Here is a 24,358-nt window from a genome sequence, read left to right as displayed (position 1 = left end):
TTACTTCAAAGTTCCGTATTTAATTTTTCAATTCGAACTTTTAAATTCGAGCTTTTTAATTCGAACTTTTAAATTCAGGCTTTTTAATTCAGGAATTGCTGCGATGAGCAAAAGAGACTATTACGACGTTCTTGGGGTGGCCAAAGGCGCGGATAAGAAAGACATTAAAAAAGCTTATCGTTCTTTAGCGAATAAGTACCATCCAGATAAAAACCCAGATAACCCAGAAGCACTTGATAAATTCAAAGAGCTGGCGGAAGCGTATGAAATTTTGTCTTCTGATGACAAGCGTGCCGCTTATGACCGTTTTGGGCATGACGGGGTAAATGGGCAAGCGGGTGGTTATGGCGGCGGCGCTGGAGCGGGCGGTTTTAGTGATATTTTTGGCGATGTATTCGGTGATATTTTTGGCGGTGGTGGCGGTCAAAGCCGAACGCGCCGCGGCTCCGATTTACGCTACACATTAGAGCTGGATCTTGAGCAAGCGGTATGGGGGTGCGAAGAAAAAATCCGTATTCCAACGCTGGTCAATTGCAATACATGCGATGGTTCTGGTGCTAAAAAAGGTTCGACGCCGAAAACTTGTGGCACTTGTGGTGGCGCAGGCCAAGTGCGGATGTCACAAGGCTTTTTCTCGGTTCAACAAGCGTGCCCTGAGTGTCATGGCGCAGGTCAGGTTATTTCTGATCCATGTTCAGATTGTCATGGTCAAGGCCGTATACAAGAGTACAAGACCCTTAATGTAAAAATTCCAGCGGGCGTGGATACGGGTGATCGTATTCGCTTGTCTGGTGAAGGCGAAGCGGGGACGCATGGCGGCCCAGCGGGCGATTTATTTGTTCAAGTATCTGTCAAAGCGCATAGTATCTTTGAGCGCGATGGCGCCAACTTGTATTGTGAAGTGCCGATCAGTTTTACCACCGCGGCACTGGGTGGCGAAATTGATGTGCCGACGCTAGATGGTCGTGTGCGTTTGAAAGTGACGGCTGAGTGTCAGTCAGGCAAGTTGTTCCGTTTGCGTAACAAGGGCGTTAAGCCGGTTCGTGGTGGTCCAGTGGGTGACTTGATTTGCAAAGCGGTGATAGAAACGCCAGTCAACTTGACGTCTCGTCAAAAAGAGTTGTTCACCGAATTGGCAGAAAGCATGGGGGAAGGCACCAATCATTCTCCTAAGCAAAAAAGCTGGTTTGATGGTGTGAAGCGTTTTTTCGATGATATTAAAAAGTAATATTGTCGATTGAACGACGGATGTTGAGCAATGTACGGCAAAAGAAAAAGGCGCTTATTTGGCGCCTTTTTCTTTTAGTAAATAATCAATGTGGTTGCGCAATAAGCTGGCGGCGTTGGTGAAGCTTTTATTGTTTGGGATGATAAAGTCCGCTTTGCTGCGAATGTCGATGGTCTTGAGCGACGCTTGGCGAACATGGCGCATGTAGCGACCAGTGACTTCGTTGACGTCGCGGCCACGTTCGGCAATGTCGCGCTTCAAACGTCGTACCACGGCGATGTCCATGTCTGTATCGACGTACAATAAATAATCCACTGCGTCACGAATCCCCGCATCTTGAAACATCATGTGGCCTTCCACGAGTACGACGTGGGTCGGGTCTAGGTTACGGTAACCTGTGCGCCTATGTTGTGAGTGATCGTAAACTGGAATGTCATTAGGCTGTTGGCGGTTTTTACAGTTGTGAATGGCCAGCATTAGGCTTTCAAGATCTAAGGAGCTTAAATCATCAAAGTTATACACATTTGGGTCAATATTACCGCATCCATTGTAAAAACTGTCTTGGCATAGAATGGTGATTTTGTCAGCTTGACCTTCTGCTAATAGAGAACAAAGTCGGCTTTTTCCGCTGCCGGATACGCCTGTAATGCCAATAACAAGAGCCATGTATTACCTCGGTAAATAAAGTGTTTGCACGCCTTGAGTTTGAGGCGTTTATCAGGTCTCATTATATATTAGTTCGGATCTTTTTGACTTGCTAAACTGAATCATGGTGTCTGAATGTTGGAACTTTATAGGAAAACCTAATGCCAAGAAAAATTACGCTGATAGTGACGATGGTCGCTTTGTTGGCGACAAGCGGGGTGTTCGCCAATACGGCGCTGACTGCGGCGCAAAAGGATATCGGCCCTCGTATTTCTAAAAAAGCGGAACTGTTTGCTTTGCCTTTTAATGATTTGAGTTTGTCGCGTTTAGAAAACCAGTTGAGTGGCATGGGATTGCGCAGTGACCCGTCTTATAAAGACGGTGTGGTGAGTTATGGCTTAGGCCCAGAAGGGATTTTAGGGGTCACCAATGCCACGCTGCATTCTAATACGTCGGGTTATGTGCACCAAGCGCTATTGTCTGGGGTGATTGAAAGCCGCGAACAACGTAAGGCATTAGGTCAGCTATTGGAAAAAAAGTATGGCGATCCGAGTGATGGCGATCTGCAGAGTGGTATGGGTCATGCCATATGGCTATTTCAGGACAGTACCAGGATTGAATTGCGTAACAGTACGTTTGATGTGTCTGTCTTGTATGTGGATGAGCGCCCACGAGTGGTAATTCGCTCTGGTCAAATTGATGTTGAAGCCTTGTCGCGCGAGAATCCGTAGTTTTACCTTATTGGTGTCGTTGTACTTATGTTTATTGATCTGAATCTTCGCCTAGCGCATTTTATGCAACCTTATCTTCAGGATATCTCACTGGCCTTGGTCGCCACTTGTTTGGTTATTTACGGAGATAAGGTCAATGCGTCGCTCAAAAAATTGGTGTCTTCTTGGGTGTTTATTGCCAGAGTGATGACGTTTATTTTGATGTGTACTTTTGGCTATGGTCTTCTGACCTTGTGGAGTCAACCGCTGGTGTATTGGGGGATTGTGCAGGTGGATTTGATTTATCGGCCAGCGTTAGTGGTGGGATGTTTTTGTTTTTTGGGGATTTTAGCGGAAAGAAAGCGTCATTTATAAAATAATTGATGAAATTTCCTGTCAGTTTTCGTTGCCAAATTACAACATAATCAGACTGTCTCTGGTGATTCAGCGCTTAATATTCAGATTATGTAGTAAAGTTTCTAGACCTTTCGGGTAATTTCGTTATTTCTATAAAATAATGCGCTAAATGCCCGTTTTTAAAGGTTTTTCGTTGCCTTCTTACAATTTGTTTTTGTCCTTATCTGTCGTTAGACTGCGTCCATATTGATATAAACAGCGTCTTTTTTCGGGGGCAGAAAATGACAAACACTTGGTTACAAGCACTTTCGCAAGCAGAATCTATGATTCCTCTTTTAGGCAAATTGGGGCGTGAAAAGGCCGTCAAAGTTCAATTGGCAGGCAACACCTTAATGGCGGATTCTGTCACTGGTTTAATGGCCGCTTTTGATCAACATCCTGAATTGGATCTGGTCCAAGTGTATCAAGTGTTAGAGCAAGTGTTGGCGAGTGACACCACCCACACCGTGGTTGAGTTAGAGTCTTTGGTTGCTGAAGCCGATGTCGCCTCTGTGTTAGCGGTTCAGTCAAACGATGGCACAGAAACCCCAGTGGTATTATACGGATTTGGTCGCATTGGTCGTTTACTTGCGCGTCGCATGTGCGCGCTTGGCCATACGACGCCAGGCATGGCGCTTGCTGCCATCGTGGTGCGCAAAGCGTGTGATAATGACCTTGTTAAGCGTGCCAGCTTGCTGAAATACGATTCTGTTCATGGTGTGTATGATGGTCTGGTTAAGGTGGATGAAGAGAATCAAGCTTTAGTCATCAATGGTGCAACCGTAAAAGTCATTTATGCTTCTGACCCCGCAGAAGTGGATTATCAAGCACACGGTATTAATAATGCGTTGTTAGTTGATAATACGGGCCGCTGGCGTGACCACGATGGTTTGAGTGTTCACTTGAATCGTCCCGGCATTGAGCGTGTGGTGCTGACAGCGCCAGGCAAGCAGATGAAAAACATCGTATTTGGTGTCAACGACAGTGATGTAACCGATGCCGATCGTATTGTATCCGCGGCGTCTTGTACCACGAATGCCATTACCCCCATTTTGTCGGTGTTGGAAAAAACCTTTGGTATTGAGTCTGGCCATGTCGAAACCGTCCATGCTTACACCAACGATCAAAACCTGATCGACAATATTCATAAAGGGGATCGTCGTGGTCGTGCCGCAGGTATGAACATGGTGATGACAGAAACTGGCGCGGCAAAAGCGGTATCGAAAGCCATTCCTTCTTTAGAAGGTAAGCTGAGCGGCAGCGCGATTCGTGTTCCTGTGATTAACGTTTCTATCGCGGTATTAAGTTTAAATCTGAAAACGGCAACCTCGGTTGAAGAGATTAATCAGCTTTTAAAAGCGGCATCAAATAGCGCTGAGCTAACCGGACAGATTGGCTACAGCGATGGTGCAGATGCCGTCAGTTCTGACTTTATCGGTTCGCAACAGGCGGGAATTTTAGATTCGCTATCAACCAAGGTTCGCGGTAATCAGGCAATTTTATACGTTTGGTACGATAACGAATACGGTTACAGCTGCCAAGTAGTGCGCTTGATGGAGAAACTTGCCCTAGCAAATTTTACTCAGGCTGAGTTGCTTGAATCGAAAGCAGCTTAAGCAATGAAATGATTGGACACAGTCACTTGTGTTATTTAACGGCGGCCTTTGGGTCGCCGTTTTTTGCTTTAAAGACCAAAGACGTGCCCGAATTGTAAGCAAAAAAAAGCCGGACAAGTCCGGCTTCAACAAAAGTAACTAGCGGTTGCGAATAACATCATCCTGTGGGGAATGCTGATATTCACCTGAAACACGACTGTGGGACCTGTTTCAGGGGCAATACAGTTAGGGCTGTATTGGTCAATATTAGGTCGCTGTTCAACCTAAGAGATGCAAGCATTCTATCTTGTTAGATAAAAGTGACAAACGATATAAATTGATTTGTTGGATTAGCTAAATTAATGCAAAATGTCATCGGATTCGCGTTGTGTGTATTCTTGTCTAGAGTGCCGAAAAATATAAAGCTCTAAGTTGCTGTTTTATCAATAACTTATCAAGTTTTCTTGTATCGCTTAATATTAACGGCTTTTTTGCTTTGCAGTAGTTCAGCTTGTCTATGGTGGTTGTTTTATGAAATCGATTCCTTTGTCTGGGCTGGGGACGTTTGCGATTGCGGCGCGTCATTTAAGCTTTACCAAGGCCGCGCAAGAAATGCACTTAACACAGGGCGCGGTGAGTCAGCAAATGCGCCAGTTGGAAGAGCGTTTGGGGCTTTCTTTGTTTATTCGTTATCACCGGCGCTTGGCGTTAACGGTGGCGGGTGCGCGTTTAGCGGTGCAGCTGAATCACAGTTTTCATGATATCAATGAATTAATTCTAGAACTGCAGGAAGAGGAAACCTCTAATATTTTGACCGTTTCAGTCATGCCGTCGTTTGCGACCAAATGGCTGATTCCTCGTTTGGGCAATTTGCAGGAGGCTTACCCTGATTTGCAATTGCGGATTCAGGCCAATGATAGAGAGGTTAATTTCCAGCGCGATAGGATTGATGTGGCCATCGTACACAGTCATGTTCATCACTCTAAAGGGCACATTGTCCCCCTAATGAAAGACAAGGTGTTTCCGGTTTGCAGTCCTGCATTTGCACAGTCGCGCGCCTTGGCGGAGCCTAGCCAGTTGGCACAAGTGCCTTTATTGAATGATGACTCTGAGTGGCGTTTTTCCAGCCCATACGCGGAATGGGAAAAATGGCTGTTATTGGCCAATGCAAAAGGCGTGAAGCCATCGCGCGGCATCAGCTTCAATCGCGGTGATCTTGCGGTGCAAGCCGCCATTGCAGGACAAGGCGTCGCCTTGGGGAGAACGCCGCTGGTGATGGATGATATTCAGCAAGGGCGCTTGGTTATGCCATTTTCGCCAGTGTTAGACGAAGGTCATGCGTATTTGTTTGCCTGTCCTGATATGCAGCGTCAGCGAGAGCCGGTTCAGCAGTTGCTCAGTTGGCTGGTAACAGAGTGCTACCAGTATTCACCGGAAGATGCTTTGACGACGCCTGATGATCTGAACTAGTTGTCCAGTAGCAGTTTAACGGAAATGGCCAAACACATAATGATCACCATAGGGCGAATCAGTTTGGCGCCTTTGGTGATCACAAGGCGAGAACCAATTTGTGCGCCAAACCATTGGCCTATGCCCATGACAATGCCTAATGCCCAAATGAGATGACCACTAAAAGCGAACATCGCCAAAGACGCTAGATTGCTGGTGGCGTTGAGTACTTTTGTGTGCGCCGTGGCTGATACCACGGTTAATCCCATCAAGCATAAGTAAGCAGTTGAGAAAAAAGCGCCCGTACCAGGGCCAATTAAGCCATCATAAAAGCCAATGCTGGTGCCAATAATCAGCGCAAACTGAACATGGCTGAGCGAAAATTTGCTGGCAATATAGGGTTGTAGTTTTGGCAAAAAGAAAAAGAAAATCGCCACGGCAATCAAGATAACCGGCACCGCTTTTAGCAATAGACTGCTGTCTAAATAAGAGACCAGCAGCGTCCCCAAAATCGCCCCGATGGCGGTCATGGCAATGGGGAGTTTCATATCGGCAAGTTTCACTTGGCCCTTTTTTACAAAATGATAAGACGCTGATACTGTGCCTGCGCAGCCTTGTAACTTATTGGTGGCAAGGGCTTCGGCCGGCGACAGTCCAGCGGCCAATAAAACGGGAACGGTAATCAAGCCACCACCACCGGCAATGGCATCAATGACACCCGCAAGAAATGCCGCGCCAAACAAGGCTAAATAAATCCAAATAGAGATATCGAAAAAAACAAAGTCCATTGTGTCTTGGTTCCTGTTTGAGAGGCGGTTACGAAGCGTTTTAGTTAAACAAAAAAAGCCCGTCTAGACAATTATTTAGACGGGCTAATAAAAGATTTATTGTGTTTGCAGAATCAAGCGTTTGCCTTGATGTAATCCTCAAGCGCGCTGGTTTGCTCTGCGCTGAACTCAAGGCCCAACTTAGTGCGGCGCCATAGAATGTCTTCTGCTGAGCGAGCCCATTCATGCTGTATCAAATAATCTACTTCTTGTTGATAAAGCTGGTTGCCAAAATGTAGCCCAAGCTCGGTTATTGAATGTGCTTTATTGAGCATGGTGTGAGTGAGTGTGCCGTAACTGTTTGCGAAACGGCGGGCAAGTGATGGCCCTATAAAAGGGTAGTCTTGCTGAAGTTTCATGGCAAAAGCATCCAATGACATGCCCAAATCCCCACCAGGAAGCGGCTTGCTGTGAGTCCATTCGTCCCCAAGATTATCAAAATAAGGCGCCAGCTTTTTCAGCGCGGATAACGCCAGTTTGCGATAAGTGGTGATTTTACCGCCAAAAATACTCAATAAGGGCGCGTGTTGTGCTTGGTCTTCTAAATGTAGAGTGTAGTCTCTGGTCACGGCGGATGGGTCAGACGACTCATCTTCCAGTAAAGGCCGAACGCCAGAGTAACTCCACACCACATCGGCGGGGGTCAGGGTTTTTTTGAAGTGGTCGTTTGCCACTTGCAGAATGTATTGGGTTTCCGCTGCGGAGATGGCGACATCATTGGGATCGCCTTTGTATTCCACATCGGTGGTGCCGAGCAGGGTGTAATGCTCGCGGTACGGAATGGCGAAGACGATGCGTTTATCGGTATTTTGCATGATAAAGGCATTAGGTTGAGAGTGCAGTTTAGGCACCACAATATGGCTACCCTTGATCATCCGAATGCCATAAGGGGCCTTGCGGTCTAGCTTGGTTTCGATAAAGGATGATACCCAGGGCCCAGCGGCGTTCACTAATGCTTTTGCGGTGATGTCATGGGTTTCTTTTGTGATCTGATCTTCTAAACGGATTTTCCACAGATTATCGACGCGTTTTGCGGCGGTGCAGCGCGTGCGGGCGAAAATGGCGGCGCCATGTTGTTGTGCGCTTAGGGCATTGGTGACGACCAGTCTGGCGTCATCAACCCAACAGTCTGAGTATTCGAATCCCTGTGTTATGTCGGCTTTAAGTGGGCTGTCTATGCCGTATTTGACACCTTTTGACGCTGGCAATGTTTCACGCTTGCCAAGGTTGTCGTAAAGGAATAAACCAATGCGGATCAACCACGCTGGGCGTAAATGCGGTCGATGTGGCATTTGAAAACGCATGGGGGTCACTAGATGTGGCGCGACTTTGAGCAATACCTCACGTTCTGTTAGCGCTTCTTTTACAAGGCGAAATTCGTAGTGCTCCAGATAGCGCAGGCCGCCATGAATTAATTTACTACTCGACGATGACGTCGCGTGTGCTAAGTCTCCCATTTCACAAAGGCCAACGGTTAGGCCTCGCCCTGCTGCGTCTGCGGCAATCCCCGTGCCGTTTATGCCGCCACCAACTACAAATAGGTCAAAATGGGAGTGATTCATACAAAGCCTCACGATTAAAGTTCGAATACATATGTTCGAAAGTGAACATTTATTTTCGATATTAAACCCCTATGGGTCATATGACAAGGTCATAGTATGAAGTTTTGATGAAAATTTGTGCGCTCGGGTGAGGTTGCTTGTGTGTCAACGCGGCGAGAAGTTGTGTCAAAGAGGCGAGCGGTAGCGCCCAAGGGTTACTTGGGCGTACAGAGTTCCAGACGAACCTTGTGCTCTTTCATTAGCTTGATAATGGTTTTGGGAGGCTGTTCGTCTGTGAACAGGCGGTCGACTTGGGTAATATTGCCCAATCGTACGACGGCGTTGCGGCCAAATTTAGCGCTGTCTGCCGCAAGAAAAACAGTGCGGGAGTTATGTATGATACTTTGTGCAACGCGGACTTCTTGGTAATCGTAATCCAACAATGAGCCGTCGTTTGGGTCAATGCCACTGATCCCCACGATGCCAAAGTCGACACGGAATTGATTAATAAAATCAATGGTCGCTTCCCCCATGACACCGCCGTCGCGTGAGCGCACCGTGCCGCCGGCGATAATCACGGTAAAGTCTTCTTTACTGCTTAAAATGGCGGCTACATTGAGATTGTTGGTGATGATCTGTAAGCCCTGATGATTCAACAGAGCGCGAGCGACGGTTTCTGTGGTGGTGCCAATGTTAATAAAAAGAGAGGCGTTATTAGGGATTTCAGCCGCGATGCGTTTGGCTATTTGTTCTTTCGCGGGAAGTTGTAAAATTTGTCGAGTGGCGTAAGCAACGTTGGTGGTACTGGAGTCGTTACTGGCGCCACCATGGTGTCGACGAATGTGGCCTGACTTGGCTAATTCGTTAATATCACGACGAATAGTTTGTGGCGTGACAGAAAATTGGTTGGCCAGTTCGTCTATGGTCACGTAGCCCTTTTCTTTGACTATTGCGACTATGTTGTCTTGGCGAGAAAGTTGCCCCATCTGGTTTTATTCCCCCTAAAAAAAGGTTACTGCTTGCTAAATGAGTGCGCATTGGTTTTTAATGTAGAATATTCGCATTTGAATATTCATGTTCAAAAAACAAAACAACAATAAAGGTTACTCTCTGAGTGACTGTGGTTTCAAAGAGAATTCACTATGACGCATTATATTCTGGCTATCGATCAAGGCACTACCAGTTCACGAGCTATTTTGTTTGATGAGAAAGGCGCGCGTATTGGCCAATCTCAACAAGAGTTCCCGCAAATTTTCCCGCACGATGGCTGGGTAGAGCATGATCCAGAAGATATTTGGTCGTCAACACTGTCGGTTTGTCGATCTGTTCTGAAGGATACAGGGATCGACGCGCAAGCGATAGCAACCATCGGCATCACCAATCAGCGTGAAACCACCATTTTGTGGGATACCGAAACCGGTAAGCCGATTTATAATGCGATTGTTTGGCAGGATAGACGCACTAGTGAATTTTGCCAAACATTGAGTAAGCAAGGTTTGGGCGAGAAGGTACAGGCCAAAACGGGCTTATTAATCGACCCTTATTTTTCGGCGACGAAAATTCGCTGGATATTAGACAATGTTGAGGGCGCGCGTGAAAAAGCCCAAGCAGGGCGTTTGGCGTTTGGCACGGTTGATAGCTTTTTATTGTGGCGATTGACCAATGGGCAATCGCATAAAACCGATGCGACCAATGCGGCACGCACCATGGCGTTTAATATTCATACGCAAGAATGGGATCAGGAACTGATTGATCTGTTAGGCATCGGCGATGTGTTATTCCCAGAGGTGATGGATTGCAGTGCTGACTTTGGTGTCATTGATGCGTCTTGGTTGGGTGCTGAGGTTCCGGTGAATGGTATTGCAGGGGACCAACAAGCGGCGTTGATTGGGCAAGCTTGTTTTACGCCTGGCATGGTGAAAAGCACCTATGGCACTGGGTGTTTTATGATTCTGAATACTGGCGATGAGGCCATTCGCTCCGAGCATAAGTTGCTTACCACGGTGGGTTATCGTTTAAATGGTAAGGTGACGTACGCCTTAGAAGGCAGCATTTTTGTGGCGGGCGCGGCGATCCAATGGTTACGAGATGGGTTGAAGCTGTTTTCTGATGCGAAAGAGACGCAAAGCTTGGCGCAACAGGCTTTAAACGATGATTCGGTTTACCTCGTGCCTGCCTTTACGGGGTTAGGGGCGCCTTATTGGGATCCTGATGCGCGTGGTGCAATGATTGGTTTAACTCGGGACACTAGCGTGGCCGATATCGTGAGTGCGGGGTTGCGTTCTGTGTGTTATCAGACCAGAGACCTTGTGGGAGCGATGGCGCAAGATGGCGCAACCTTTAGCACCTTGCGTGTGGACGGTGGCATGGTGATTAACGATGTCATGGTACAGTTTTTAAGCGACCTATTAGAGATTACCGTAGAGCGTCCTTGTGTCACGGAAACAACGGCGCTGGGCGCGGCATTTTTAGCGGGCTTGCAGGTCGGGTTGTATCAATCGTTGGATGAGGTGGCGCTTTTATGGCAAGCGGATAAATGCTTTGAACCCGCCATGGAAAAAGGCACGGGAGATACATTATATCGTGGCTGGCAGAAAGCGGTAGATCGAGTGCGCACACGAGATTAATGCTTTACGATTTGATACATGTCATCGCTTGTACGACAAGGTAATAATCGCTAATTTTAGGGAAGAATATTTTTTTACAAAGGGTTTGCAGAATGTCAAAGCAGTTTACCGAAGTGCAGCAAGATGATTTTATGAAATTTGGCGGTGAACGCCCCAGTTATTTAGACATTGAAGATGCCTTAATGACGCTAGGGGGGCATGGGGTTGGTGGCAATCATTTCAAAAATGAGATGGTAAAGTTGGCCGGTTGGACGGGCGGGGCGCTAACCACTTACGCGCAACGTGCGGCGGTTGCGCAAGCGGCATTTAATCGTATTCGGGAGCTGTTGCCAAAGGCGTCCACCCCGGAAGAGCTAAGAGTCATGTTAAAAAGTCCAAAGTAAAACGCTTTAACGCAACCAAGACCAAAGCGAGTCTTTGGCTAAATAATATAAAAAAGGGGAATAGTCATTGGCTATTCCCCTTTTTTTTGTGTTTTTTAATCGAGGTTATTCTGCGTCAGCGATGGCTTTCATGCCGTATTCGGCATCCAAAATTTGGCCAATGACGTTGTTGCCAGCAAGGTGATGAGCGTATTGCATGTGCAAGCATCGAACCTGATCCCAATTTGCAATCCCGCCAATGCCCAGTTTATCAAACAATGGCTTAAAGCCTTTTGCTTCAATAATGGCTTTGTGTTCATCGCTCATGACGGCCCAGCGTCTTGCGATGTAATCCCGATGGGAAGCGTGGTGGGCTTCACGTAATGTTTCGTCATCTTTGATGCGTTGTTCAAGCTCTTTGACGACGCCATGGCTTTCTATTTTCGCTAAGGCTTTGTCGATGGCTTTGCTTGAGAGCCAGTAGAGCGTTGGGAAAGGCTGATCAAATACCCAGGTTTCCATTTCCAGTACTTGTGGTGTGCCGTTAGGTGAGTAATGGGCGATGGCGTTGATGCCACTAGGCGCTCGTCCAAGCTGTGCCGTGATGATATCAATATCACGCTGAGAAAGTGTGGTTGTCATAATGTCTTATTAACTGAAAATAAAAGTGAGAAAATCAAACAGAGAAGGTCGGAAAGCTCGCGGCAAACTTTTGAATCCATTCCGCGGCGGCTTCATTGTAGTTCAGTCGTCGACCTTCGCTTTTGGCTTGACGTCGATAGTGTTCTATTTGAGAGAGTTGCTCAATCATGCGCACACAGTAGCATTCTTCGTTGCTGGGGAAGTCAATCGCAATTTGATAGCCGTCGGCTTCTTTTCGACACCAAACAATACGCCCAGAGACGCAAAAATTGGGGTCTATTTCTTCTAATGTAATTCTAACCGAACGTCCATTATCGAAAGGATGAAGGGTAGTGTATGTGATACCGACAAACCCAACTCTTGCCTCGTTTACGGGAGGAAAGGGTTGATCTTCAATTAGCGTAATGTCTAATGGAAGGTCTCTCGGATGGGCAACAAATTCCATCGCAACAAGCCAGCTACTATTTAGATATTCATGTTATCGGCCAATAAGGCAGAGTGTTTAAAAAAGAATGCGAATTGTACGCTTTTTGCCCTGTCTGTACAGATGGATTTTAAGATGCCTGAGTGAAAGTTCATAACCTCCGCTTATATGAAAGCGCTCTTTTATTTCCGGCGCGTCTTGTTCTGTTGTTCACTGCCATTGATGGCGGTTCTGGTGGCGTTTACGCTTGTATTTGTTGTGGCGTTTGTGGCTGTATTTGTTGTTGGCAAAGCCGACCGAGCTCTTTTAATGCGGCATCGGTTTTATTGTCCCAATTTAGGGCGTAATTAAGCCGAAAATGATGGCTGAATTGTGCCGTTAAACTGAAGGCTAATCCGGGTAATACACCAATGTCTTTTTCTAAGGCTTGGGTATGAAGTGTCATGGCGTTGATGCTGTCAGGCAGTATGACCCACAATAAAAAACCGCCTTTGGGGCTGGATGTCTGGGTGCCTGCTGGAAAATGCTCCTCAATGAGAGCCTGACAACGGGCGAGGTTGTCTTGATAGGCGAGTCGAGTCTTGCGCAAGTGACGATCGTAGGCGCCATTTTCTAGAAAATTGGCGATGGCGGTTTGTGTGAGTGTCGGAATAGCGAGAGATTGTACATAAGCGTAATGTTCGATTTGTGTTTGAAAGCGACCGCCAACAACCCAGCCAATGCGAAAGCCCGGTGCAATACTTTTTGAAAATGAACTGCAATAAATCACTGTGCCTTGTTTGTCATCGGCTTTTAGGGCGCGCTCGCGCCGATCGGCATAGCTCAATTCACCGTATACGTCGTCTTCAATCAAGGTGAAATTATGTGTTATTGATTGATCAATGAGTTGTTGTCTTGCCTGCTGATTGAGTGTCGCCCCGACCGGGTTCTGATTGTTGGGCGTTACGATGCAGGCTTTTATGTTCCATTCAATGGCCGCGCTTTCTAAAAGCGCTAGATCGATCCCTGTGCTAGGAGAGCAGGGGATTTCGACCGCTTTTAAATTTAGCACTTCGATGGCTTGTAAGACGCCATGGTAAGCCGGGCTTTCTATGGCAATCGTGTCGCCGGCTTTTGCGACGACTTGCAGTGACAGCATGAGGGCGTTTTGGCAGCCTAAAGTGATGGTGATGTCGTCTGGTTGCAACTGGCAGCCGCTATCGAGCATGCGTATGGCAATTTGACGGCGTAGGCTGGGGGAGCCGGGGGTAAATTCATACGCCGCACAAATCTCAGGCTCTAGGCGCATTAAACGCCCAACGGAACGTTGTAGCTGCCGTATGGGTAAAAATTGGCTTTTGGGAATGGCGGCGCCAAACTGAATAATATTCTCATCTTGCGAAGCGTGCAGTAAGCGGCGCAAGAGTGCGTGTATGCTGCCGTCGTTTTTAGTCGGCGTAATTTTTGCTAAAGGAAGTGCTTGGAGTTGGTTCTCTTGTACAAAATAGCCTTTTTGTGGACGCGCTTTTATGACTCCTCTGTCTTCTAGCAAGCTGTACGCTTGCAGTACCGTCGCAACGCTGACTTCCATTTGTTTGCTGGACTTTCGCACCGATGGGATTTTTGCGCCCGGTAAGAAAATACCTTCGTGAACTTGTTGTTCAATTTGCTTGGCGATTTTTTCGTAGAGAGGGCATTCCATAAAGCGCTGGTCAATTGGGTCATAAGAAGAAGCCATAAATTTACCAGATTGGAGGGGTGAAAGGAATCATGGCGGCGCGGTGAGGATAAGATGACGCTGCCAAGGCAAAATCTCAGCTAAACTGACCTTGGTAGAGATCTCCATTGGTCAACAAAATGTTATGTTATTCCTGTATCCTTAGTCAGCTTTGTCGTTATGTGAACTTCGTTATGGAGCTCATAATAACCACGTAAATAATGTAGAGGTCGGTTATGTCGTTATCTGTGATCCAAAGGATCCTATTTGGCTTTGGTATTTTATTGTTACTTTTACTGATGATTGCCGCTTCGGGCTTTGTTGGTATTCAGAAAATTGAAGATAGATTAAATGTTGTAACCGGGCCGGTGGAGCGTATTTCGTCGACCAGTAACGCGCTAAAAGAGAATGTGAGTTTGGCGAATGGTGCGGTGTTGCAGTATTTGTTGAGTAACGCACCGAGTTCATTAGAAAGCTTGTCTGAGCGATTTTTGCATTATAAAACCGAATATAGCGAAGTTTCTGCGCAGCTTTCCACCCAACTGCAAGATTTTCCGCAAATGCAACAAACCTTGGATGCCATCAATAATGACGTGACGCGCTTTTTTGCACAGACCGATGTGGCCTTCTCAAACCACAAAACCAGGTTGGAGTTGCAGGCGGTTTTGCCTGATGAAAAGCTCGATCTAAAAGATGTGATTAGCTTTGCTGCGGAAGATCTAGCCATGCTGGTCAGTGATGGTGACACCTCAGAAATCCAATTTGCCGCTTCCTATATGCAGAGTCAGGTCGAAAGTTTGCTGGTTTCAGTGAGTGATTATTTTGATGTGCGTGGTTTGGATAATATGCAGGCGCTGCGCACGTCAATGGCGACTATTATTACCAGTTTGAAAGACAAGCAAGCTTATGTGAATGACGACAATATTGATGACTTGGTTCGAGAAATAGACGTGGCGGTGACCACCGCGGATGGGGTGATCGCAAAGCACTATGAAAATGCCCGTTTGGCACAAGCGGCTGAGGTACTGGCTAAGCAATTGTCAGACAGTATGACGCTTATTGATGTGTCCGCTCAGACCTTGTTAGCCGAAATGCGCCTAATAGGGCAAAATGCTCAGCAAGAGGCAAACGATGCGGCCTCCTTGTCTACGCTGATTATTGGCCTAGTGCTGATTATTTCGATTGTGATTGCGGTGCTGGTGGCGTTGTGGGTCAGCCGCAGTATTCGTCAGCCATTAAAAGAGGTGATGACGGTACTGGGGAAAATTTCCGATGGCGATTTTACGCAGCGCAGCAAGGTCAACACCAAAGACGAGTTTGGTGAGCTGTCTGCTTGGGTCAATAGCTTGGTGGCTAAATTGCAAAGTGTGATGACTGAGATTGATCAAGCGTCTAACAATGTGGCGGAGTCAGCCGGTAATAATGTGCGTTTGGCGAGCGACGCTAAGCGTTTAATGGGCGCACAAAACCAACGCACAACGGAAGTCGCATCCTCTATGTCAGAGATGGTGTCTACGGTGGATCAGGTAGCGAAAAGTTCGGAAGTGATTTTGCATCAGATTCAGACGGTTGATCAAACCAGCCATCAAAGCCGTGTGCAGATGGACGCCAATATTGAAAAAATTGAGCGTTTGCTTGAGCAAATAGAAGCATCGACAGCGGTGGTGAATCAGCTCGATGAACACTCGAAGAATATTGATCGTATTTTGGATGTGATTCAAGAAATAGCCGAGCAAACCAATTTATTGGCACTGAATGCGGCGATCGAGGCGGCCCGAGCTGGGGAGCAGGGTCGAGGTTTCGCGGTGGTGGCGGATGAGGTTCGCACGCTGGCAACCAGAACGCACCGTTCGACAGAAGAAATCCAATTGGTGATTACGCAGTTACAGCAAGGCGTGACGAAAACGGTTGGTAGCATGGAAGTCAGTCGTAATAGCGCCAATTCGAGCGTTGAAGAGGCTCGTTCTGTGGGCTTATCACTGGCCGAAGTGCAAACGAGTATGGCTGAGATTCGCGACCTGAGCACGCAAATTGCCACCGCAGCGGAAGAGCAATCTGCCGTTGCGCAAGAGATCAAGCATCATGTCTTAGAGATCTCGGGCATGTCCGAACAAGCGGCATTGGGAGCGGATCAAAGTGAGAGGGACAGTGAGGGTTTAGCAAAACTAGCCTCTCATCAAAAACAACTGCTTAGCCAATTTAAGATTGTTTAATGGTTTTTTTACGAAAGGTTGCGTTAAGATAAACGCATCTTAACTTTTCGGAGATAACGTCTATGTCGATTCTTGTTGGTGATATGTTGCCCCACGGTACGTTTCAAGTAATGGCTGAAGAAGGCCCTGAAACCCTTGATGTGACCGAGTTCTTTGCGGGTAAAACCGTACTGATGTTTGCCTTGCCGGGGGCGTTTACACCCACTTGCAGCGCCAGCCACTTGCCTGGTTTTGTGGTGCACTTTGATGCACTGAAAGAAAAAGGCGTAGACGAGATTGTCTGTCTTTCTGTTAATGATGTGTTCGTGATGAATGCATGGGGCAAGGCGAATAACGCCGAAAACCTCATTATGGCCGCCGATGGTTTGGCTGAATTTACCTGTTCCATGGGCTTAGAGTTGGATATTTCCGCGGCTAAAATGGGCATTCGCAGTCGTCGTTACGCCATGCTAGTCACGAATGGCATTGTTCAGCAACTTTGGCTAGACGAGCCGGGTGAGTACAACGTTAGCTCCGCCGAATACGTATTGTCTCAGCTGTAGATCTCACTTTTCTGAGCTAAGCCTAAGCCGCTCAAATAAGCCATTCAATAAAAAACGACGCCCAGTGCGTCGTTTTTTATATCTGTCGAGTGTTGACGTCTACTGATTATGGTTAGTAACCAAATAGCGTTGGCAAGAAGGTTACCGTACTAGGCACAAAGGTGATTAATATCAGAACCGCTAATTCGACTAAGAATAGTGGCATGATTTGTCTCGAAATAGCGGCGATACCAACATTCGCAATCGAATTGGAAACGAATAAACATATCCCCATTGGCGGGGTGATAAGGCCGATCATCAAGTTGAAAATCACCACAATGCCAAAGTGTACCGGGTCGATGCCTAAGCTCATTGCAATAGGATGTAGAATCGGTAGCAATATCAACATTGCGGCGATGCCTTCAAGGAACAGACCGACGACCAGCAATATCCCATTGACTAGAATTAAAAACACCCAAGGACTTGAAACGTGCTCTAGCACCATCTGACTAACGGTTTGCGGCACTCTTGAAAACGTCAGTAGCCAATTGGCGGCGGCCACCACGGCGATGACGATCAATATGACGGATGAGTCACGCATGGCTCGAATGAAAATGCGCGGAAGATCAGAAACCTTCAGGCTTTTCAGAATAAACATACCGGCTAATAATGCATAGGCGGCGGCGAATGCGGCCGCTTCGGTTGGCGTCACAATGCCCGTCAAGATAGAGCCAACAATAAAGACCGGCATGAACAGCGGAATCCACGCATTAACAAAGGCTTGTAGGCGTTCTTTCATCGACAGTTTTGCTTTGAGTGGCGCGTAATGACCCGCAAAAAAGTAGACATAAACCGACAAGCCGGTGGCAAGAAATAACCCCGGCGTGACACCCGCAAGAAAGAGCGCTGGTACCGAGACGCCGGTGGTGATTAAGGCGTAAATAATTACTGGAATGCTGGGTGGAATCATCGGCCCGATCACCGACGATGCGGCTGTCAACGCCGCCGCAAAGGCGCGTGGATAGCCTTCTTTTTCCATGGTCGGAATAAACACCCGCCCTAGAGCTGATGTGTCAGCAACGGCAGAACCAGAAAGCCCCGCAAAAATCACCGACGCCCAAATGTTGACATGAGCAAGGCCAGCTCGCATGTGACCGACTAGCGCATTGGCAAAATTAATGATGCGACCGGTTATGCCGCTTTCATTCATCAGTTCACCCGCTAAAACGAAAAGCGGAATGGCCAAAATAGAAAAAGAATCCAGCCCACTAAAAACGCGCTGAGCCACCAAACTAACATTAAAAGGCAGGGTATAAACATGGCCAACAACGCCTAATAAAATCGCGAAGGCAATAGGGCTGCCAATCACTAAAAGAACAATAAGAATTCCGATGCCTAACATGATTATTGTCCTTCCGATGTGTTTTTGGGTTGAAAATAGTCGGCAAGTCGTATCAGCGCTGCGATAACCAAGCAGACGCCGCCAATAACCATGGCCACTTGAAAATAGTACATTTGAATGCCGGTTCCGGGGGCTTGTATCGCGCCTCGTTTCATCATGAAGAGATAGCCAGAATAAACAAAGACAGCACCGCTAATCAGCGCGATGAGATCAGAAATAATATGCAAAATATGACGAACTTTGGCCGACACCATGTCTTCTAGGAAGGTAAAGCGAATGTGAATGCCTTCTAAATAACACAATGCCATGCCAAACATAGTGCCGTAGATCATGGCGTATTTCGCGACTTCCTCGCTCCATTGAATCGGTGAGTTAAATAAGTAACGGCTCAAACTACTAACTAACACAACGCCAAAGATAACGAATAGGGAGGTGCCAGTTAAGGTTGCAAGAGTATTTTTATAGAGGCGCTTCATGGTGAGCTTTCCGGGCTGTGACAAAAGGAGAATAACCGAAAGTGAGTGTCGTCACCTTCGGTTATCGGATTACAAGGTGTAGATTATTGCGAATTACTGACCACTTTAACAGACATCTGAGCGCGTTCGATCCACTCAGGCTGTACTTCCCCTTTTAGCCAGTTAATGACGGCTGGCTGCGCTACATCACGAAACTTCGCTAATTGTTCTGGTGTCGGTGTGGTAATTTGCATACCGTTTTCGGCAAGAGATTTTAAGCCTTTTGCTGAATTGAATTGCTGTACTGCACGGCCTAAAACGCCCGCTACTTTAGCGGCACGGTCAATGATGGTGCGGTCTTCATCGCTCAATGATTGATAGATATCTTCATTGATCAGCAAGAAATCTGTGCCATAAACGTGACCATCTAGTGTTAGGTATTTTTGGAATTCATAGAACTTGTTTGCTTCAATCACACTAACAGGGTTTTCTTGTCCATCCACCACGCCGGTTGTGAGTGCAGAAGGTACTTCTGGCCATGCGATGGGGGTTGGTTCTGCGCCCATGGCTTTTACCATTTCAACGTACAATGGCAAGGTTTGAACGCGAATTTTCAAACCTTCTAAATCTTTTGGTTCTGCTACAGGGCGTTTAGAGTTAGTGAAGTTACGAAAGCCCGTTTCGCCATAGGCAAGAGTGCGCAAGCCGCTTTCTTTTAAGCAATGCTCAGATAGCGCTTTGCCGAACTCGCCATCCAATACTTCCCAGGCAATCGGCGCAGAAGGGAATAAATAAGGGATTTCTAACACGGAGGCTTCTTTACACACTTTCGCAAACGCGCCAGACACCATCGTCATGCTTAAAGTACCTTCTTGAGTGGATTGGACTAGGTCGGTTTCACCGCCAAGTTGTCCAGAAGGGTAAACATTTACTTCAATACGGCCACCCGATTCGGCTTCCACTAGGTTTTTGAACACCTCTGTAGCGGCGCCTTTCTTCGAGTTGGTCCATTCTTGAGGGTCAACATGTGCAAGGGTTAAGGTCAGGTCTGCTGCGCTGGCAACACTGACGGCACCGGCGGCCATTAAGCTAAGCGTGATTTTTTTTGTTAGATTCATTTTTATCTCTCCAAATTCAAGGGGTTGAGTACCCAGATAGTCTTATTTTTGTATTGTCTACTCGGCTTTTCTGCGCATTGGCAGTTAGGAGTAGTGCTTCTCACCTACGCAATTTACGTTTTTAAGGCTTTAAATAATATAGGATCATTCAGAAAATACCCTATATTTTTTACTGAAAGCCAAGCACGGTTAAATCCAGTCTAACGTTAGAAAGGGGTCATGATGCTCTGTGCAATATTTGCTCTTTCATTAGGCAACAACACCAAAATGTCGTAAATATTGTTTTTTTAGAAATGAATTTTTAATGTCTCATATATATCGAAAAGGGAATACTAAAAGCCAACAGAGTGAATTTGTTTTTGGAAAAACGAGTTTTTTCAAGGTGTTAATGGCATTTTTTGGGTGTCAGTGCTCGTCTGTTTGTGGCGGATATCGGTTATAAATATCTTAAATAAATAGGCATTTTCTCTGCGTTAAAAAGACGCTATATCAAAATACAATACCCTTTTGGTTAAATTGAAATAGCCAAATTGATGGTGGAAAACAATACTCTTCAAGGATTGTGATGGAATGGCGGTGTTGGCAAGGGTAAATTGACAAGATGACATGCGATGTTTGGCTTGCCGTTTCACCGTACGTATTGCCTAAATATAAAGCGGCTTTAATAAGAACAGCCTTAAAAAATAGAGAGTACTAAGATGATTATAGATTGCCACGGACATTATACGACGACGCCCGCCGGTGTTGGCGAATACCGCGATAAGCAAAAAGCACAGGTCGCTAAAGATCCTGCTTTTGTGGGTGAGAAAGGTAAGGTTGTGGTTTCGGATGACGAGATCCGTGACAGCATCATCAATAATCAGCTGCGCTTACAACAAGAACGCGGCACGGACCTGACTATTTTTTCTCCTCGCGCCAGCTGGATGGGACACCATATTGGCAATGAGTACACGAGCCAATATTGGACAGAACACCAAAATGACTTGATTCGTCGCGTGTGTGATTTATTTCCTGAAAACTTTGCGCCTGTTGCGCAACTGCCACAATCTCCAGGTGTTGATCCTGGTAAATCGGTAGCTGAAATCGTGCGTACGGTTGAAGAAATGGGCTTTATCGGCATCAACTTGAACCCAGATCCAAGTGGCGGTTACTGGCAAGATAAATCCTTGGCGGATCGCTCTTTCTACCCTATCTACGAAAAAATGTGCGAATACGACATTCCAGCGATGATCCACGTGAGCGCGGCCTGTAACGATTGTTTCCACACCACGGGCTCTCATTATTTAGGCGCTGACACCACCGGCTTCCAACAGTTGATGATGTCGGATGTGTTCAAAGACTTTCCTGAATTAAAAATCATCATTCCTCATGGCGGTGGCGCGGTGCCTTATCACTGGGGACGTTTCCGTGGTATGGCGTTGGATCAAGGCTTTGATCTAGCCGAGCGAGTGTTAAACAACATTTATTTTGATACCTGTGTTTACCATCAGCGCGGGATTGATTTGCTGTTAGACATTATTCCAACAAAGAACATCTTGTTTGCCTCTGAAATGATTGGCGCAGTGCGTGGTATTGACCCAGAAACAGGTCATTATTTTGACGACACCAAACGTTATATCGACAACAGCGCTGTGTTATCTGCTGAACAGAAACAAGCGATTTTTGAAGGCAATGCTCGTCGTGTATTTAGTCGTTTGAAAGCCTAAGGCTCTCGATTTAAGGGAAGGAACATATAATGCGAAATAATGTAGTAGTACAACATATCGAACGTGCTGATCAGGCCGTCATCGATGGTTTAGCAGAATGCGGCGTCGCGACGATTCACGAGTCTCAAGGCCGTGTTGGCTTATTGGCGCATTACATGCGTCCTATTCAAATGGACAAAACCATTGCTGGCTCGGCGATCACGATTTCTGGTGCGGCCGGTGATAACTGGATGATGCACGTGGCGATTGAGCAATGTAAAGCCGGTGATGTCATGGTGTTTGCGCCTACATCGCCTTCAAATCACGGTTTCTTTGGGGATTTGCTGGCGACGTCAGCCCAGTCTCGTGGCGTGGTCGGTTTGATCATTGACGGTGGCGTACGTGATACGCGCGATTTACGTCAGATGAACTTTCCTGTTTGGTCAAAAGCGGTGTTTTCTGAAGGTACGATTAAAGAAACTGTCGGCTCGGTCAATATCCCTATGGTCTGCGCAGATGCCTTGATCAATCCGGGTGATGTGATTGTGGCGGACGATGACGGTGTGGTGGTGGTGCGTCGTGAGAATGCCGCCGAAGTATTGGAACTGGCGCGTAAACGTATGGCCAACGAAGAAGCAAAACGCGTCCGCATGGCGAATGGCGAATTGGGTTTAGACATTTATGAAATGCGCCCACGTCTAAAAGAGAAAGGTCTAAAATATGTCTAAGCAGGCAGGCGTTATAAAAAGTGCGCCTTGTATGTGGATGCGTGGCGGTACGTCGAAAGGGGCGTACTTCTTGGCAGAAGATTTACCGGCCGATATTGAGACGCGCGCGCAGTTTTTATTGCGTGTGATGGGCTCGCCTGATGAACGTCAGATCGACGGCATTGGTGGCGCTGATCCGTTGGCATCCAAGGTCGCGGTAGTGAAAAAGTCCGACCGAGACGACGCCGATGTAGATTATTTGTTTCTGCAGGTGTTTGTGGATCAAGCTATTGTTACTGACGCACAAAACTGCGGCAACATTCTAGCGGGCATTGCGCCCTTTGCGATTGAACGTGGTTTGGTTGCGGCGGAAGAAGGCGAGACGTCGGTACGTATCTTCATGGAAAACACCGGTCAAATCGCTGTGGCGCGTGTCGCTATAAAAGACGGCGAAGTGCAGTACGAAGGTGATGCCCGTATTGATGGCGTACCGGGTTTTTCGGCGGCGGTGCCGATTGTGTTCCAAGATACAGCGGGATCAAGCTGTGGCGCTTTGTTGCCAACTGGTAATGTGGTGGATGTCATTGATGGTATCGAAGTCACCTGCATCGATAACGGTATGCCAGTCGTCATTCTGCGCGCGGCGGACATGGGGATTACGGGTACGGAATCCCGCGAAGAACTGGAAGCCAATGATGTGCTGCGTGCCAAGCTAGAATCCATTCGCTTGCAAGTTGGCCCGATGATGAATTTGGGTGACGTGACAGAAAAGTCCGTGCCTAAAATGACCATGGTGAGTGCGGCGACCAAGGGCGGCGCGATTTCCACGCGTACTTTTATTCCTCATCGTTGTCACGCATCGATTGGTGTATTGGGCGCGGTGAGTGTGGCGACAGCGGCTGTTTTGAAAGGCTCGCCAGCCAATGAAGTCGCCAGTTATGCGCCAAGCACTCGAATGACGCTAGATGTTGAGCATCCGATTGGTGCGATGACGGTGATTTTAGATCAAGACGAGAACGGCGACGTTGGCTCGGCGGCCATTTTACGTACCGCGAGAAAGCTGTTCGATGGTCGGGTATTTGCTCATAGTAATGGTCTGTAGATGCCTTAGGCTTGGTGCTTGCCATCACTAGGCTACTTATTCCTTGTAGCGCGTGCTTTTTATTGATCATAACGACTTATTAAATAAAACGAATAATAAAACAGGTATTTGAACATGATGGACAAAGATTATATTCCATTTCACGCAAACCCAAGCAAACCGGCTTTTACAGCGCCAGCGGGTGCGGTAGATGCGCATTGTCACGTTTTTGGCCCGGCGGATAAATTCCCCTATCACCCAAAACGCAAATACACGCCTTGCGATGCCTCTAAAGAGCAATTGTTTGCTTTGCGCGATCATCTAGGCTTTTCACGTAATGTGATCGTGCAAGCATCTTGTCATAGCACGGATAACTCGGCCTTGATTGATGCCTTAGAAACGGCCGGTGACTTGGCCCGTGGTGTGGCATTTGTGGATGATTCTATCACTCACGAAGAAATCGAAAAAATGCACGCGGCGGGTGTTCGTGGCGTGCGTTTTAACTTTGTAAAACGCCTTGTAGACAGCACGCCAAGAGAGGTGTTTTTCTCCATCGCGGATAAGATTCGTCCGTTCGGCTGGCACATTGTGGTCTACTTTGAGGCGGCGGATTTAGAAGATCTGATTCCCTTCCTAAAAGAGTTGAACACGACGATTGTGGTGGATCACATGGGCACACCCAGTGTGGCCAATGGCGTGGATCACCCAGACTTCCAGCGTTTTGTTAATTTTATGGCCGACAACGACAATGTCTGGTGCAAAGTAAGTTGCCCAGAACGTTTGACGCAACACGCGCCGGACTATTCTGATGTTTATCCTTTTGCTCGTACCTTAGTGGAGAAGTTCTCTGATCGTGTGTTGTGGGGCACTGACTGGCCGCACCCAAACATGAAAGTGGAAGCGCCTAATGATGGACATCTTGTCGATGTGATTCCTCACATTGCGCCAACCAAAGCGCTGCAACAAGCGCTGTTGGTGGACAATCCTATGCGTCTTTACTGGTCATAACTTTTTAATCGAAAGACGAATAAACA

The 24,358-nt window shown here is 47.1% G+C and carries 23 protein-coding genes; 13 read left to right on the top strand and 10 right to left on the bottom strand.

The features are described 5' to 3' along the window. Positions 1 to 103: 103 nt before the first annotated feature. Positions 104 to 1,228 (top strand): molecular chaperone DnaJ, encoded by a 1,125-nt coding sequence (gene dnaJ / locus J8N69_RS06265; protein WP_168824948.1) that lies wholly within the window; start codon positions 104 to 106, stop codon positions 1,226 to 1,228. A 54-nt stretch (positions 1,229 to 1,282) separates the two neighbouring features. Here the strand turns inward: dnaJ and J8N69_RS06260 are convergent, their stop codons facing one another. Then, complete coding sequence (locus tag J8N69_RS06260; RefSeq protein ID WP_168824946.1) at positions 1,283 to 1,894, bottom strand: uridine kinase family protein; 612 nt, start codon at positions 1,892 to 1,894, stop codon at positions 1,283 to 1,285. Positions 1,895 to 2,034: 140 nt separating this feature from the next. Between J8N69_RS06260 and J8N69_RS06255 the strand changes: the two genes are divergently transcribed. The 4 genes from J8N69_RS06255 (at position 2,035) to gcvA (ending at position 6,044) form a co-directional block, all read left to right on the top strand. Next, complete coding sequence (locus J8N69_RS06255; RefSeq protein ID WP_168824944.1) at positions 2,035 to 2,604, top strand: uridine kinase; 570 nt, start codon at positions 2,035 to 2,037, stop codon at positions 2,602 to 2,604. A gap of 27 nt (positions 2,605 to 2,631) precedes the next feature. Next, positions 2,632 to 2,958 carry a DUF3392 domain-containing protein gene (locus J8N69_RS06250; protein WP_168824942.1) on the top strand — a complete coding sequence of 109 codons (327 nt, stop codon included), beginning with the start codon at positions 2,632 to 2,634 and terminating at the stop codon, positions 2,956 to 2,958. Between the two features lie 263 nt (positions 2,959 to 3,221). Beyond that, positions 3,222 to 4,595 (top strand): glyceraldehyde-3-phosphate dehydrogenase, encoded by a 1,374-nt coding sequence (locus J8N69_RS06245; protein WP_168824940.1) that lies wholly within the window; start codon positions 3,222 to 3,224, stop codon positions 4,593 to 4,595. A gap of 510 nt (positions 4,596 to 5,105) precedes the next feature. Next, positions 5,106 to 6,044, top strand: a complete 939-nt coding sequence (gene gcvA / locus J8N69_RS06240) for a transcriptional regulator GcvA (RefSeq protein WP_168824938.1) — start codon at positions 5,106 to 5,108, stop codon at positions 6,042 to 6,044. On the opposite strand, the gene J8N69_RS06235 is transcribed toward gcvA, so the two are convergent. The 3 genes from J8N69_RS06235 to J8N69_RS06225 all read right to left on the bottom strand — a co-directional run bounded on the left by J8N69_RS06235 (position 6,041) and on the right by J8N69_RS06225 (position 9,377). Next, entirely contained in the window at positions 6,041 to 6,811 is a 771-nt protein-coding gene (locus tag J8N69_RS06235; protein ID WP_168824936.1) for a TSUP family transporter, read from the bottom strand. The two genes, gcvA and J8N69_RS06235, sit on opposite strands and share 4 nt — an antisense overlap. Before the next feature lie 113 nt (positions 6,812 to 6,924). After that, entirely contained in the window at positions 6,925 to 8,412 is a 1,488-nt protein-coding gene (gene glpD / locus J8N69_RS06230; RefSeq protein ID WP_168824934.1) for a glycerol-3-phosphate dehydrogenase, read from the bottom strand. Between the two features lie 194 nt (positions 8,413 to 8,606). Then, positions 8,607 to 9,377, bottom strand: coding sequence for a DeoR/GlpR family transcriptional regulator (locus J8N69_RS06225; RefSeq protein ID WP_168824933.1), 771 nt, complete (start codon positions 9,375 to 9,377; stop codon positions 8,607 to 8,609). A 156-nt stretch (positions 9,378 to 9,533) separates the two neighbouring features. Here J8N69_RS06225 and glpK point away from each other — a divergent pair, with 156 nt between their 5' ends. Both glpK and J8N69_RS06215 read left to right on the top strand, forming a co-directional pair. Beyond that, the gene (gene glpK / locus J8N69_RS06220; protein WP_168824931.1) at positions 9,534 to 11,018 is read left to right on the top strand and encodes a glycerol kinase GlpK; all 1,485 of its coding nucleotides are present in this window, start codon (positions 9,534 to 9,536) and stop codon (positions 11,016 to 11,018) included. 92 nt (positions 11,019 to 11,110) lie between these two features. Next, positions 11,111 to 11,401 (top strand): hypothetical protein, encoded by a 291-nt coding sequence (locus J8N69_RS06215; RefSeq protein ID WP_168824929.1) that lies wholly within the window; start codon positions 11,111 to 11,113, stop codon positions 11,399 to 11,401. Between the two features lie 105 nt (positions 11,402 to 11,506). On the opposite strand, the gene J8N69_RS06210 is transcribed toward J8N69_RS06215, so the two are convergent. The 3 genes from J8N69_RS06210 to J8N69_RS06200 all read right to left on the bottom strand — a co-directional run bounded on the left by J8N69_RS06210 (position 11,507) and on the right by J8N69_RS06200 (position 14,163). Next, a complete protein-coding gene (locus tag J8N69_RS06210; protein ID WP_168824927.1) occupies positions 11,507 to 12,022 on the bottom strand; it encodes a DUF501 domain-containing protein in 516 nt (171 codons plus the stop codon). Positions 12,023 to 12,056: 34 nt separating this feature from the next. Further along, positions 12,057 to 12,467 carry a PilZ domain-containing protein gene (locus tag J8N69_RS06205; protein ID WP_168824925.1) on the bottom strand — a complete coding sequence of 137 codons (411 nt, stop codon included), beginning with the start codon at positions 12,465 to 12,467 and terminating at the stop codon, positions 12,057 to 12,059. Between the two features lie 220 nt (positions 12,468 to 12,687). Beyond that, positions 12,688 to 14,163 carry an aminotransferase-like domain-containing protein gene (locus J8N69_RS06200; RefSeq protein WP_227803996.1) on the bottom strand — a complete coding sequence of 492 codons (1,476 nt, stop codon included), beginning with the start codon at positions 14,161 to 14,163 and terminating at the stop codon, positions 12,688 to 12,690. A gap of 215 nt (positions 14,164 to 14,378) precedes the next feature. Here J8N69_RS06200 and J8N69_RS06195 point away from each other — a divergent pair, with 215 nt between their 5' ends. After that, a complete protein-coding gene (locus J8N69_RS06195; RefSeq protein WP_168824923.1) occupies positions 14,379 to 16,355 on the top strand; it encodes a methyl-accepting chemotaxis protein in 1,977 nt (658 codons plus the stop codon). 62 nt (positions 16,356 to 16,417) lie between these two features. After that, positions 16,418 to 16,897, top strand: a complete 480-nt coding sequence (locus tag J8N69_RS06190; RefSeq protein ID WP_168824921.1) for a peroxiredoxin — start codon at positions 16,418 to 16,420, stop codon at positions 16,895 to 16,897. Between the two features lie 112 nt (positions 16,898 to 17,009). Here the strand turns inward: J8N69_RS06190 and J8N69_RS06185 are convergent, their stop codons facing one another. The 3 genes from J8N69_RS06185 to J8N69_RS06175 all read right to left on the bottom strand — a co-directional run bounded on the left by J8N69_RS06185 (position 17,010) and on the right by J8N69_RS06175 (position 19,851). Continuing rightward, the gene (locus J8N69_RS06185) at positions 17,010 to 18,278 is read right to left on the bottom strand and encodes a TRAP transporter large permease (protein ID WP_211084986.1); all 1,269 of its coding nucleotides are present in this window, start codon (positions 18,276 to 18,278) and stop codon (positions 17,010 to 17,012) included. Between the two features lie 2 nt (positions 18,279 to 18,280). Further along, positions 18,281 to 18,754, bottom strand: coding sequence for a TRAP transporter small permease (locus J8N69_RS06180; RefSeq protein WP_168824919.1), 474 nt, complete (start codon positions 18,752 to 18,754; stop codon positions 18,281 to 18,283). 83 nt (positions 18,755 to 18,837) lie between these two features. After that, positions 18,838 to 19,851: a DctP family TRAP transporter solute-binding subunit gene (locus J8N69_RS06175; RefSeq protein WP_168824917.1), complete on the bottom strand. Its 1,014-nt coding sequence runs from the start codon at positions 19,849 to 19,851 to the stop codon at positions 18,838 to 18,840. Positions 19,852 to 20,549: 698 nt separating this feature from the next. Here J8N69_RS06175 and J8N69_RS06170 point away from each other — a divergent pair. The 4 genes from J8N69_RS06170 (at position 20,550) to J8N69_RS06155 (ending at position 24,332) form a co-directional block, all read left to right on the top strand. Further along, on the top strand, positions 20,550 to 21,557 hold the full coding sequence (locus tag J8N69_RS06170; RefSeq protein WP_168824915.1) for an amidohydrolase family protein: 1,008 nt from the start codon (positions 20,550 to 20,552) through the stop codon (positions 21,555 to 21,557). 29 nt (positions 21,558 to 21,586) lie between these two features. Then, positions 21,587 to 22,264: a 4-carboxy-4-hydroxy-2-oxoadipate aldolase/oxaloacetate decarboxylase gene (locus J8N69_RS06165; RefSeq protein ID WP_168824913.1), complete on the top strand. Its 678-nt coding sequence runs from the start codon at positions 21,587 to 21,589 to the stop codon at positions 22,262 to 22,264. Next, entirely contained in the window at positions 22,257 to 23,345 is a 1,089-nt protein-coding gene (locus J8N69_RS06160; RefSeq protein ID WP_168824911.1) for a 4-oxalomesaconate tautomerase, read from the top strand. The genes J8N69_RS06165 and J8N69_RS06160 overlap by 8 nt, the downstream gene beginning before the upstream one ends. A 114-nt stretch (positions 23,346 to 23,459) precedes the next feature. Further along, complete coding sequence (locus J8N69_RS06155) at positions 23,460 to 24,332, top strand: amidohydrolase family protein (protein WP_211084985.1); 873 nt, start codon at positions 23,460 to 23,462, stop codon at positions 24,330 to 24,332. Positions 24,333 to 24,358 lie beyond the last annotated feature (26 nt).

This window comes from Marinomonas profundi (assembly GCF_020694005.1).
GTDB lineage: Bacteria > Pseudomonadota > Gammaproteobacteria > Pseudomonadales > Marinomonadaceae > Marinomonas > Marinomonas profundi.
The sequence above is the reverse complement of the archived record's forward strand: the minus strand, read 5'-3'. Positions and strand labels throughout refer to the sequence as shown.

Bases quoted from the DNA above. Each gene is read 5' to 3' on its own strand.
- dnaJ (WP_168824948.1), top strand. From the start codon at position 104: ATGAGCAAAAGAGACTATTACGACGTTCTTGGGGTGGCCAAAGGCGCG.
- J8N69_RS06260 (WP_168824946.1), bottom strand. From the start codon at position 1,894: ATGGCTCTTGTTATTGGCATTACAGGCGTATCCGGCAGCGGAAAAAGC.
- J8N69_RS06255 (WP_168824944.1), top strand. From the start codon at position 2,035: ATGCCAAGAAAAATTACGCTGATAGTGACGATGGTCGCTTTGTTGGCG.
- J8N69_RS06250 (WP_168824942.1), top strand. From the start codon at position 2,632: ATGTTTATTGATCTGAATCTTCGCCTAGCGCATTTTATGCAACCTTAT.
- J8N69_RS06245 (WP_168824940.1), top strand. From the start codon at position 3,222: ATGACAAACACTTGGTTACAAGCACTTTCGCAAGCAGAATCTATGATT.
- gcvA (WP_168824938.1), top strand. From the start codon at position 5,106: ATGAAATCGATTCCTTTGTCTGGGCTGGGGACGTTTGCGATTGCGGCG.
- J8N69_RS06235 (WP_168824936.1), bottom strand. From the start codon at position 6,811: ATGGACTTTGTTTTTTTCGATATCTCTATTTGGATTTATTTAGCCTTG.
- glpD (WP_168824934.1), bottom strand. From the start codon at position 8,412: ATGAATCACTCCCATTTTGACCTATTTGTAGTTGGTGGCGGCATAAAC.
- J8N69_RS06225 (WP_168824933.1), bottom strand. From the start codon at position 9,377: ATGGGGCAACTTTCTCGCCAAGACAACATAGTCGCAATAGTCAAAGAA.
- glpK (WP_168824931.1), top strand. From the start codon at position 9,534: ATGACGCATTATATTCTGGCTATCGATCAAGGCACTACCAGTTCACGA.
- J8N69_RS06215 (WP_168824929.1), top strand. From the start codon at position 11,111: ATGTCAAAGCAGTTTACCGAAGTGCAGCAAGATGATTTTATGAAATTT.
- J8N69_RS06210 (WP_168824927.1), bottom strand. From the start codon at position 12,022: ATGACAACCACACTTTCTCAGCGTGATATTGATATCATCACGGCACAG.
- J8N69_RS06205 (WP_168824925.1), bottom strand. From the start codon at position 12,467: ATGGAATTTGTTGCCCATCCGAGAGACCTTCCATTAGACATTACGCTA.
- J8N69_RS06200 (WP_227803996.1), bottom strand. From the start codon at position 14,163: ATGGCTTCTTCTTATGACCCAATTGACCAGCGCTTTATGGAATGCCCT.
- J8N69_RS06195 (WP_168824923.1), top strand. From the start codon at position 14,379: ATGTCGTTATCTGTGATCCAAAGGATCCTATTTGGCTTTGGTATTTTA.
- J8N69_RS06190 (WP_168824921.1), top strand. From the start codon at position 16,418: ATGTCGATTCTTGTTGGTGATATGTTGCCCCACGGTACGTTTCAAGTA.
- J8N69_RS06185 (WP_211084986.1), bottom strand. From the start codon at position 18,278: ATGTTAGGCATCGGAATTCTTATTGTTCTTTTAGTGATTGGCAGCCCT.
- J8N69_RS06180 (WP_168824919.1), bottom strand. From the start codon at position 18,754: ATGAAGCGCCTCTATAAAAATACTCTTGCAACCTTAACTGGCACCTCC.
- J8N69_RS06175 (WP_168824917.1), bottom strand. From the start codon at position 19,851: ATGAATCTAACAAAAAAAATCACGCTTAGCTTAATGGCCGCCGGTGCC.
- J8N69_RS06170 (WP_168824915.1), top strand. From the start codon at position 20,550: ATGATTATAGATTGCCACGGACATTATACGACGACGCCCGCCGGTGTT.
- J8N69_RS06165 (WP_168824913.1), top strand. From the start codon at position 21,587: ATGCGAAATAATGTAGTAGTACAACATATCGAACGTGCTGATCAGGCC.
- J8N69_RS06160 (WP_168824911.1), top strand. From the start codon at position 22,257: ATGTCTAAGCAGGCAGGCGTTATAAAAAGTGCGCCTTGTATGTGGATG.
- J8N69_RS06155 (WP_211084985.1), top strand. From the start codon at position 23,460: ATGATGGACAAAGATTATATTCCATTTCACGCAAACCCAAGCAAACCG.